Origin of the sequence: Corynebacterium gottingense (genome assembly GCF_007559235.1) — a bacterium.
GTDB lineage: Bacteria > Actinomycetota > Actinomycetes > Mycobacteriales > Mycobacteriaceae > Corynebacterium > Corynebacterium gottingense.
In genome coordinates this window covers 168,040-175,374 of sequence record NZ_VMHH01000004.1, presented here as the reverse complement: position 1 = coordinate 175,374, position 7,335 = coordinate 168,040, and the positions used below count along the sequence as shown (strand labels likewise).

The 7,335-nt window shown below is 66.1% G+C and carries 7 protein-coding genes and 1 pseudogene; 6 read left to right on the top strand and 2 right to left on the bottom strand.

Features of this window, described 5'->3' with window-relative positions; translation table 11 throughout:
- Positions 1–136 precede the first annotated feature (136 nt).
- Positions 137–1,468: pseudogene (gene dnaG / locus FPH17_RS06920) on the bottom strand (DNA primase); the annotation flags it as partial.
- Between the two features lie 23 nt (positions 1,469–1,491).
- Between dnaG and FPH17_RS06915 the strand changes: the two are divergent.
- The gene (locus FPH17_RS06915) at positions 1,492–1,884 is read left to right on the top strand and encodes a guanyl-specific ribonuclease (RefSeq protein WP_095535456.1); all 393 of its coding nucleotides are present in this window, start codon (positions 1,492–1,494) and stop codon (positions 1,882–1,884) included.
- Positions 1,877–2,140: a hypothetical protein gene (locus FPH17_RS06910; RefSeq protein WP_095535455.1), complete on the top strand. Its 264-nt coding sequence runs from the start codon at positions 1,877–1,879 to the stop codon at positions 2,138–2,140. Before FPH17_RS06915 ends, FPH17_RS06910 begins: the two co-directional genes overlap by 8 nt.
- Here the strand turns inward: FPH17_RS06910 and FPH17_RS06905 are convergent, their stop codons facing one another.
- Positions 2,141–2,992: a hypothetical protein gene (locus FPH17_RS06905; RefSeq protein ID WP_095535454.1), complete on the bottom strand. Its 852-nt coding sequence runs from the start codon at positions 2,990–2,992 to the stop codon at positions 2,141–2,143.
- Between the two features lie 144 nt (positions 2,993–3,136).
- On the opposite strand from FPH17_RS06905, the gene FPH17_RS06900 reads away from it, so the two are divergent.
- The 4 genes from FPH17_RS06900 (at position 3,137) to FPH17_RS06885 (ending at position 7,330) form a co-directional block, all read left to right on the top strand.
- Positions 3,137–4,372, top strand: a complete 1,236-nt coding sequence (locus tag FPH17_RS06900; RefSeq protein ID WP_154879371.1) for an esterase-like activity of phytase family protein — start codon at positions 3,137–3,139, stop codon at positions 4,370–4,372.
- A 111-nt stretch (positions 4,373–4,483) separates the two neighbouring features.
- On the top strand, positions 4,484–6,169 hold the full coding sequence (locus tag FPH17_RS06895; RefSeq protein WP_154879370.1) for a carbon starvation CstA family protein: 1,686 nt from the start codon (positions 4,484–4,486) through the stop codon (positions 6,167–6,169).
- Positions 6,156–6,410: a cory-CC-star protein gene (locus FPH17_RS06890; protein WP_095275508.1), complete on the top strand. Its 255-nt coding sequence runs from the start codon at positions 6,156–6,158 to the stop codon at positions 6,408–6,410. The genes FPH17_RS06895 and FPH17_RS06890 overlap by 14 nt, the downstream gene beginning before the upstream one ends.
- The gene (locus tag FPH17_RS06885) at positions 6,401–7,330 is read left to right on the top strand and encodes an ArsA family ATPase (RefSeq protein ID WP_203085502.1); all 930 of its coding nucleotides are present in this window, start codon (positions 6,401–6,403) and stop codon (positions 7,328–7,330) included. Before FPH17_RS06890 ends, FPH17_RS06885 begins: the two co-directional genes overlap by 10 nt.
- Positions 7,331–7,335 lie beyond the last annotated feature (5 nt).

Sequence of the window (7,335 nt, the reverse complement as noted above, 5' to 3'; positions counted from 1 at the left end):
TCTCGTGTTCCATGTGTTATATCGTGTAGTTACACTTGTATGTCTCAGACTCTGTTTGTGTCTGAGTATGGTGTTTTTTTTTGTTTAGAAGGACTCGGTGAGCAACGAGAGCGATCAGAGTGGTATAAGAGACAGGTCGAGAAGCACTCCGCACCTGGTCGAGCACCTCGTCCGGGTTGGGCCAACCGACCCAGCCCGCGAGGCGGCGCGCGTACTCCTGCTGCAGGACGGTGTCCTTGATGGAGGCAACGACGGGGACGGTGCGGCGCAGCGCCTGCACGCGGCCCTCGGCGGAGTCGAGCGAGTAGTCGGCGAGCAGGGATTCGATGACGAACTCGAACATGGGCACGCGCTTGGCCACCAGGTCGCGCAGCGCCACGTCGCCGCGGGCCAGGCGCAGGTCGCACGGGTCCATCCCGTCCGGCGCAACGGAGACGAAGGACTGCCCCGTGAACTGCTGGTTGCCCTCGAAGGCGCGCATAGCCGCCTTCTGGCCGGCCTCGTCGCCGTCGAAGGTGTAGATGAGCTCGCCGCGGAAGTAGCTGTCGTCCAGCATGTGGCGGCGGATCGCGGAGAGGTGGTCCGCGCCGAACGCCGTGCCGCACGCCGCCACGGCGGTGGTCACGCCCGCCGCGTGCATGGCCATGACGTCCGTGTAGCCCTCCACGATCACGGTCTGGTGCCGCTCCGAGATGTCGCGCTTGGCCAGGTCCAGGCCGAACAGCACCTTCGACTTGTGGTACAGGAGCGTGTCCTGCGTGTTCATGTACTTGCCCATCGGGTCGTCGTCGAAGAGCTTGCGGGCGCCGAAGCCGATGGTGTTGCCGGCGGCGTCCTTGATCGGCCAGATGAGGCGGCGGCGGAACTTGTCGATGGGTCCGCGGCGGCCCATGGAGGAAATGCCGGCGTCGATAAGCTCCTGCACCTCGAAGCCGCGGCGGAGCAGGTGCTTGGTCAGGGTGTCCCAGCCGTCGGGCGCGTAGCCGCACTCGAAGCGGTGGATGAGGTCGCGGTCGAAGCCGCGGTCCAGCAGGAACTCGCGGCCCGGCTGCGCCTCCGGCTGCTCGAGGCGCTCGCGGTAGAACTCGTGCGCCGCCTTGTTCGCGGCCAGGAGGCGCTGGCGGGTGCCGGGCTTGACGTCGCGCGCGCCCGTGGATCCGCCCTGGTAGTTGATGTGGTATCCGATTGTGTCCGCGACCGCCTCGACGGCCTCGGGGAACGTGAGCTGCTCCAGCTCCATGAGGAAGTTGAAGACGTCGCCGCCCTTGCCGGTGGAAAAGCAGTGGTAGTAGCCGCGCGCGGGGCGGACGTGGAAGCTCGGCGTCTTCTCGTCCTTGAACGGGCTGAGGCCCTTCAGCGAGTCGTGGCCCGCCGGTTTGAGCTGGACGTACTCGCCGACGATGTCCTCGATCGCCGCGCGCTCGCGGATCGCCTCAATGTCGCTTTCCGGAATCCTGCCCCTTGCCATGCGCCCAATCGTAGTGTGCAACAATGCGTGGCGTGAAAAAGCTTGTCGTCGCACTCGCGGGCGTGCTCAGCGCATGCTCGCTTATCGACGCCCCCGCGTCCCCCACCATCCCAACCTGCGAAAACCTCCCGCAAGAGGCCCGCGAGACGATCTCGCTCGTGCAGCGTGGTGGGCCGTTCCCCTACCCCGACAACGACAACGCCCGCTTTGGCAACTACGAGGGCGTACTCCCCGACGAGGACTTGAACTTCTACCGCGAGTTCACCGTGGACACGCCGGGCGTGTCGCACCGCGGCGCGCGGCGCATCATCACCGGAAGCCGCGACAACGACGGCGGCGCCGGCGACGAGACCCCCGAGGTGTGGTACTACACCGCCGACCACTACGAGAGCTTCTGCGAGGTTCAAGATGTATAGGACAGGACACGGACGGAACCGGAACCCGGTGCTGCTCACCGCGCCGGTGCACACGGTCGCGGACGTCGCCGGGGCGATCTCCGTCGCGGTGTTCGGGCCCGAGCGCCCGGCGCCGCGCAATCTCGACGGCCTCGCCGACCTGCTGCGCGAGGCCCGCCCGGCGCGCGTGGTCGCCTGCGACTGGCACCTGCCGGCGGATGAGACGCGCAAGGTCGCCGCCGTCTTCCGCGACAACCGCGTCGAGCTGGTGCGCTAACTAGACCTGGATATTCGCGAGGTCCGAAAGGTCCGGGAACTCCGGCAGCGCGAGCCCGAACTGCGGGCCGACCGTAGCGAGCACCGCGAGCGACACACCGAGCGCCGCGAGCAGGGAGAACACCACCACGCCTGCGGTCGCGCCTGCCGACGACGCCTCGCCCCGGTGCGGCTGCGAGCTGCCCGGCGCGGGCGCGCTCTGCACGGGATCCGCGGTGGGCAGGTCGACGTTAGCCAGCTTCGCGCTACCGGCAAGCAGGTTGTGGCAGCGCAGCTCCGCCTGCTCGAGCGCCTGGTGGTAGGCCAGGCGGTCGTTGAAGTACTTGCCGGTGGCGTCGTTTTGCAGCACGTACGCCAGCGAATCCGCCTTGTCCTTGGCCAGCCCGGGGAACGCGGCCTGCAGCTGCTGCGTCAGCGAGCGCCCGTTTTCGCGGTCCCCCGCAGTGGTGGTGGCCGTGGTATCGGCGACGTTGACGGCGCCCAGGCCCGCGACCGCCTCGGCGGTCGGGCCGAACGGGACGTCGGCGGCGGACTCGGACCCGCGCACCTCCAGGTAGTGCTCCGCCAGGCTGCGGGGCATGACCTTCTGCAGGAGGTCGATGTCGTTGTAGGCGCTAGCCTCGGGGTAGACGTCCTCGATGGCGCGGACCCACGTGCCGGCGATCCGCTTGCCGCCCAGGTCCTTTTCCTCGCTCTTGAAGGAGTCGGCGTAGGCGCGCTCGGCGGCGGTCATCGTGAGCGTGCAGGACGCCTCGCCCTTGGGCGCGAGCTCCGCGGCCGTGGCGTGCGGGGCGAGAAGGGCTGCGGCGGCGAGGGCCGCGGCGGAGGAGGCGGGGAGGTATGAAGTGCGCATGGTGCGTGTCCTTTCTGTGAGCCGTCTACTTGTTGTATCGGGAGTTGCGGTAGGAGCGTAACGGTGGCTGTGGCCAAGTTGCATATTCCAGGGACGGTTTTAAGGTGTGAGATATTACATTTGTATCTCTCAAAGGAGTCACGCATGCGTAGTCGTACCGTCATCGCGTTAGGGGTCTCAGCCTCGATCGCGCTCTCGCCAGTCACAGCCACTGCAAACCCGAGTGCTGCGGTTCCGGTCACGGTCGGCCAGAACGGCACTTCGCTTCACGTAGGCGATGTAACGGTGCCGGTTACGGCGGCTGTCGCCGCCGTTGCCGGTATCGGCGTGCTCATAGGCGGCGCGCTCACTGTAGCCATTCAGGTGCTTCTGGCCGCAGGGGCAGAGAAGAACGAAGAGGGAGTGTCATCCAGCGATCTCCCAAGTGCAGAGTACGTCAGTCGTTTTGACTTCAGTGCGACTGAGCATGACCCCGCGATCGGCGGGCTCAGCGGCATGGATCAGCTCGAGGATGGGCGATACATCGCAATTTCCGATGACAAGCATGAACACGGCCCTATCCGCGCATACATCTTCACTACTCAGGATCATCGCAGGTTCGCGCATGAAGGTGAGGTGCGCCTCACGCTTCCTGACGGCTCCGACTACACCGAATTCATCGACGCGGAAGAGATTCGCCAGCTGCCCAATGGCAACTTGTTGTGGACCACCGAGGGAGACGCGCGCGAGGGACAGGTCGCTCCACCGCAACTGATTGAGTCGACCGCTGCTGGTCGCGAAGTCCGCCGAATCAATCCACCCGCATACCACTTCCCCGATGGACACGACACGAAGGGCATCCACCACAACAACGGACCGGAAGCAATGACATTGGCGGATGGTGGTACAACCGCGCTGACAATCAATGAGAATGCGCTCGCGCAAGACGGGACCAGCAACGATCCGAAGCACAGCTCAGTCAATCGCATCACCGAATATAACCTGGCCAACGGAAACGCCACTCACGAGTACGCGGTACGCGCGAACCCCGGTCGCGGAATCACATCCGTGCTCGAGGCAGAAGACGGGTCGCTCTATGTCCTTGAGCGCGGGTTCTACCCTGAGCTGGGAAAAAGCGGCGAAGTCCGCGGAGAGATTTACCGACTCACACTCAGCGGCGCGGACGATGTTCTCGGCAAGGACACGCTCGACGGGACTGAGCAGCTCGCAACTAAAGAATTGGTGTACGACTTCGCCGACAACCCACCGCAGCCCGACAACGTCGAGGCACTTTCATGGGGGCCAATGCTGGATGACGGCCGCCGTACCCTCCACATTGCTGTCGACGACAATTTCAACGACACACAGTCAACACTATTTCACACAGTTCTTGTGCCGTAAGGGGGCGGGGGAGCGTCGATAAGCAACGCCCCCTCCACTTTGCACCACGCCGTGTGATGTGTGGCATACTTCTCACAGTTGTGACACGAACCACGGAAAGAAAGCTGGCGTATGAACTCGTTACTCCTTGTCATCATCGGACTCGCCATGATGGTGGCCGGTTACCTGCTGTATTCCAGGTTCCTCGGCCGCAGCGTGTTCAAGCTATCGGACACGTTCCGCACGCCGGCGCACACCATGGAGGACGGCGTGGACTACGTGCCCACGAACAAGTACGTCCTGTGGGGCCACCACTTCACCTCCGTGGCGGGCGCGGCGCCGATCATCGGACCGGCCGTCGCCGTGATCTGGGGCTGGCTACCGGCGTTTCTGTGGGTCACACTCGGCACCGTGTTCTTTGCGGGGATGCACGACTTGGGGGCGCTGTGGGCGTCGCAAAGGCACAAGGGCCAGTCGATTGGCACGCTGTCCGGGCGCTACATCGGTGCGCGCGGGCGCAACCTCTTCCTCGTGGTCATTTTCCTGCTGCTGCTCATGGTGAACACCGCGTTCGCCGTGGTGATTTCGAACCTGCTCATCGCCACGCCGTCGGCGGTCATCCCCACCTGGGGCGCGATTATCGTCGCCGTCCTGATCGGCCAGGCAATTTACCGCCTCAAGTGGAACCTGCCGCTGGTCTCGCTGGTCGGCGTGGCCGCGCTCTACGCGCTCATCGTGCTCGGCGACCGCTTCCCCGTCGCCCTGCCGGAAACGGTCATGGGCATCCCGGATCGCGGCGTGTGGATCATCCTGCTGTTTATCTACGCCTTCATCGCCTCGCTGCTGCCGGTGTGGGTGCTGCTGCAGCCGCGCGACTACATCAACGGCCTGCAGCTGTTCGTCGGCCTCATCATCCTGTACGGCTCGTTCTTCATCGTCCGCCCGGAGATCGTCGCGCCGACGCTCAATGACGCCGTCCCCGAAGGCACCCCGAGCATCTTCCCGCTCCTGTTCGTCACCATCGCGTGCGGCGCCGTCTCCGGCTTCCACGGCATCGTCGCCTCGGGTACGTCGGCCAAGCAGCTGGACAAGGAGACGGACGCGCGCTTCGTCGGCTACTTCGGCGCCGTCGGCGAGGGCCTACTCTCCCTGGGCACCATCGTCGCCACCACCGCCGGATACAAGACGCTCGCCGACTGGGAAAGCGTGTACAACGAGTGGAACGCCGGCGGCGTCAACGCCTTCGTCGAGGGCGGCGGCGCGCTCATGAACGAGGGCCTCGGCATCCCGACCTCCCTGTCCGCCACCATCCTGGCCACCATGGCCGTCCTGTTCGCCGCCACCACCATGGACTCCGGCGTGCGACTACAGCGCATGGTCGTCGGCGAGATCGCCGAGATCATGGGCGTGAAGCTCTCCGGCCTGGTCGCCACCATCATCGCCGTCGGCGCCGCACTCGGCCTGACGTTCTCCACCGGCATGGACGGCTCCGGCGGCATGATCATCTGGCCGCTGTTCGGCACCACCAACCAGCTCATGGCCGGCCTCACCCTGTCCGTCCTGGTGGTCATCCTGACCAAGCTGCGCCGCCCCACCCTGCCGCTGCTCATCCCGCTGGTGTTTGTCACCCTCATGTCGCTCTGGGCCGCCGTGCTGCAGCTGCGCACGCTCTTCGAGGCCGGCAACTGGCTGCTGCTGGGCATCGACGTCATCATCATTGTTGCGGCCGTGTGGGTGGTGGTTGAGGCGGTGGCGTCGATTAGCAAGGCGCGCCGCGAGCCCGCGATGACCTGGGACGACGAGTATGCAACTGCTTAAGCGCCTCGGGGCGGGCCTCAGCGAGTTCTACCAGGCGCCGTACCGCCGCGAGTTCGCCCGCGCCGCCCGCGAGGAGGACGACCTGTTTACGCTGCTCGTGGCGTCGGAAACGCTCGGCATCCCCAACCCGGCCAGCTACTACACGCTCGAGCTGCTGCCGCTGCTGTACGACGACTTCCACGCCTGGCACACCCGCATGGGCATGGAACGCTCACCACTCGACGGGATCTCATGCTGCTAGACGCACCAGTCATGTTCTTCGGCGGCAAAGGTGGCGTGGGCAAAACCACCATCTCCGCCGCCACCGCCGTGCGCCTCGCCGCGCGCGGTCGTCGCGTCTTGCTCGTCTCCACCGACCCCGCCCACAACCTCGGCCACATCTGGGGCGCAGCGCTTCACGACGCCCCCGTCACCCTCGAGCCACGCCTCGACGCCATCGAGCTCGACCCGGCCGCCATCACGCAGCAGCACCTGCGCGCCGTCGGCGACTCCATGCGCGCGATGATGCCGGAGCGCCTCCACCGCGAAGTGGACCGGCACCTGGAGATGTCGCGCCACTCCCCCGGCATGCACGAGGCGGCGCTGCTCGAGCGCATCGCCGACCTGGTTGCGGGGTCCGAGTACGACCACCTCATCTTCGACACCGCGCCCTCCGGCCACACCTCCCGCCTCGTGGCGCTGCCGGAGCTCATGGCCGCATACACCGACGGGCTGCTCGAGCGGCGCGACAAGTCGGACAAGTTCAGCGACCTCGTCCGCGGCATGGGCGGCTCGAGCAACGGCGGCTCGCCCGTCGACCGCCGCAACCAGCAGATCCGCGCCACGCTGCTCGCCCGTCGCCGCAAGTTCGAGCGCCTGCGCGCCGGGCTCACCGATCCCGCCGAGTGCGTCTTCCACATCGTGCTCACTGCTGAGCGCCTTCCCGTGATGGAGTCGATGGAGTTCTACGAGGAGCTCACCGCGAACGGGGTGCACGTGGGAAGCGCGATTGTGAACCGGCGCACGCCGGATGAGACAGGGGCGTTTCTGGAGGGGCGACGGGACGTGGAAGCGCAGGCGCTCGCGCTCTTGGACTTACCGGTGCCGGTGGTGGAGCTGCCGTGGCTCCCGGGCGAAATCGGCACGCGCGAGGCGCTCGGGCAGATCGCGGAGCGGCTCTAGGCGGA

What these genes read in the sequence shown, in the direction of transcription:
- FPH17_RS06885 (WP_203085502.1), top strand. Translation starts at nt 6,401, where the DNA reads ATGCTGCTAGACGCACCAGTCATGTTCTTCGGCGGCAAAGGTGGCGTG.
- FPH17_RS06910 (WP_095535455.1), top strand. Translation starts at nt 1,877, where the DNA reads ATGTATAGGACAGGACACGGACGGAACCGGAACCCGGTGCTGCTCACC.
- FPH17_RS06890 (WP_095275508.1), top strand. Translation starts at nt 6,156, where the DNA reads ATGCAACTGCTTAAGCGCCTCGGGGCGGGCCTCAGCGAGTTCTACCAG.
- FPH17_RS06900 (WP_154879371.1), top strand. Translation starts at nt 3,137, where the DNA reads ATGCGTAGTCGTACCGTCATCGCGTTAGGGGTCTCAGCCTCGATCGCG.
- FPH17_RS06915 (WP_095535456.1), top strand. Translation starts at nt 1,492, where the DNA reads ATGCGTGGCGTGAAAAAGCTTGTCGTCGCACTCGCGGGCGTGCTCAGC.
- FPH17_RS06905 (WP_095535454.1), bottom strand. Translation starts at nt 2,992, where the DNA reads ATGCGCACTTCATACCTCCCCGCCTCCTCCGCCGCGGCCCTCGCCGCC.
- FPH17_RS06895 (WP_154879370.1), top strand. Translation starts at nt 4,484, where the DNA reads ATGAACTCGTTACTCCTTGTCATCATCGGACTCGCCATGATGGTGGCC.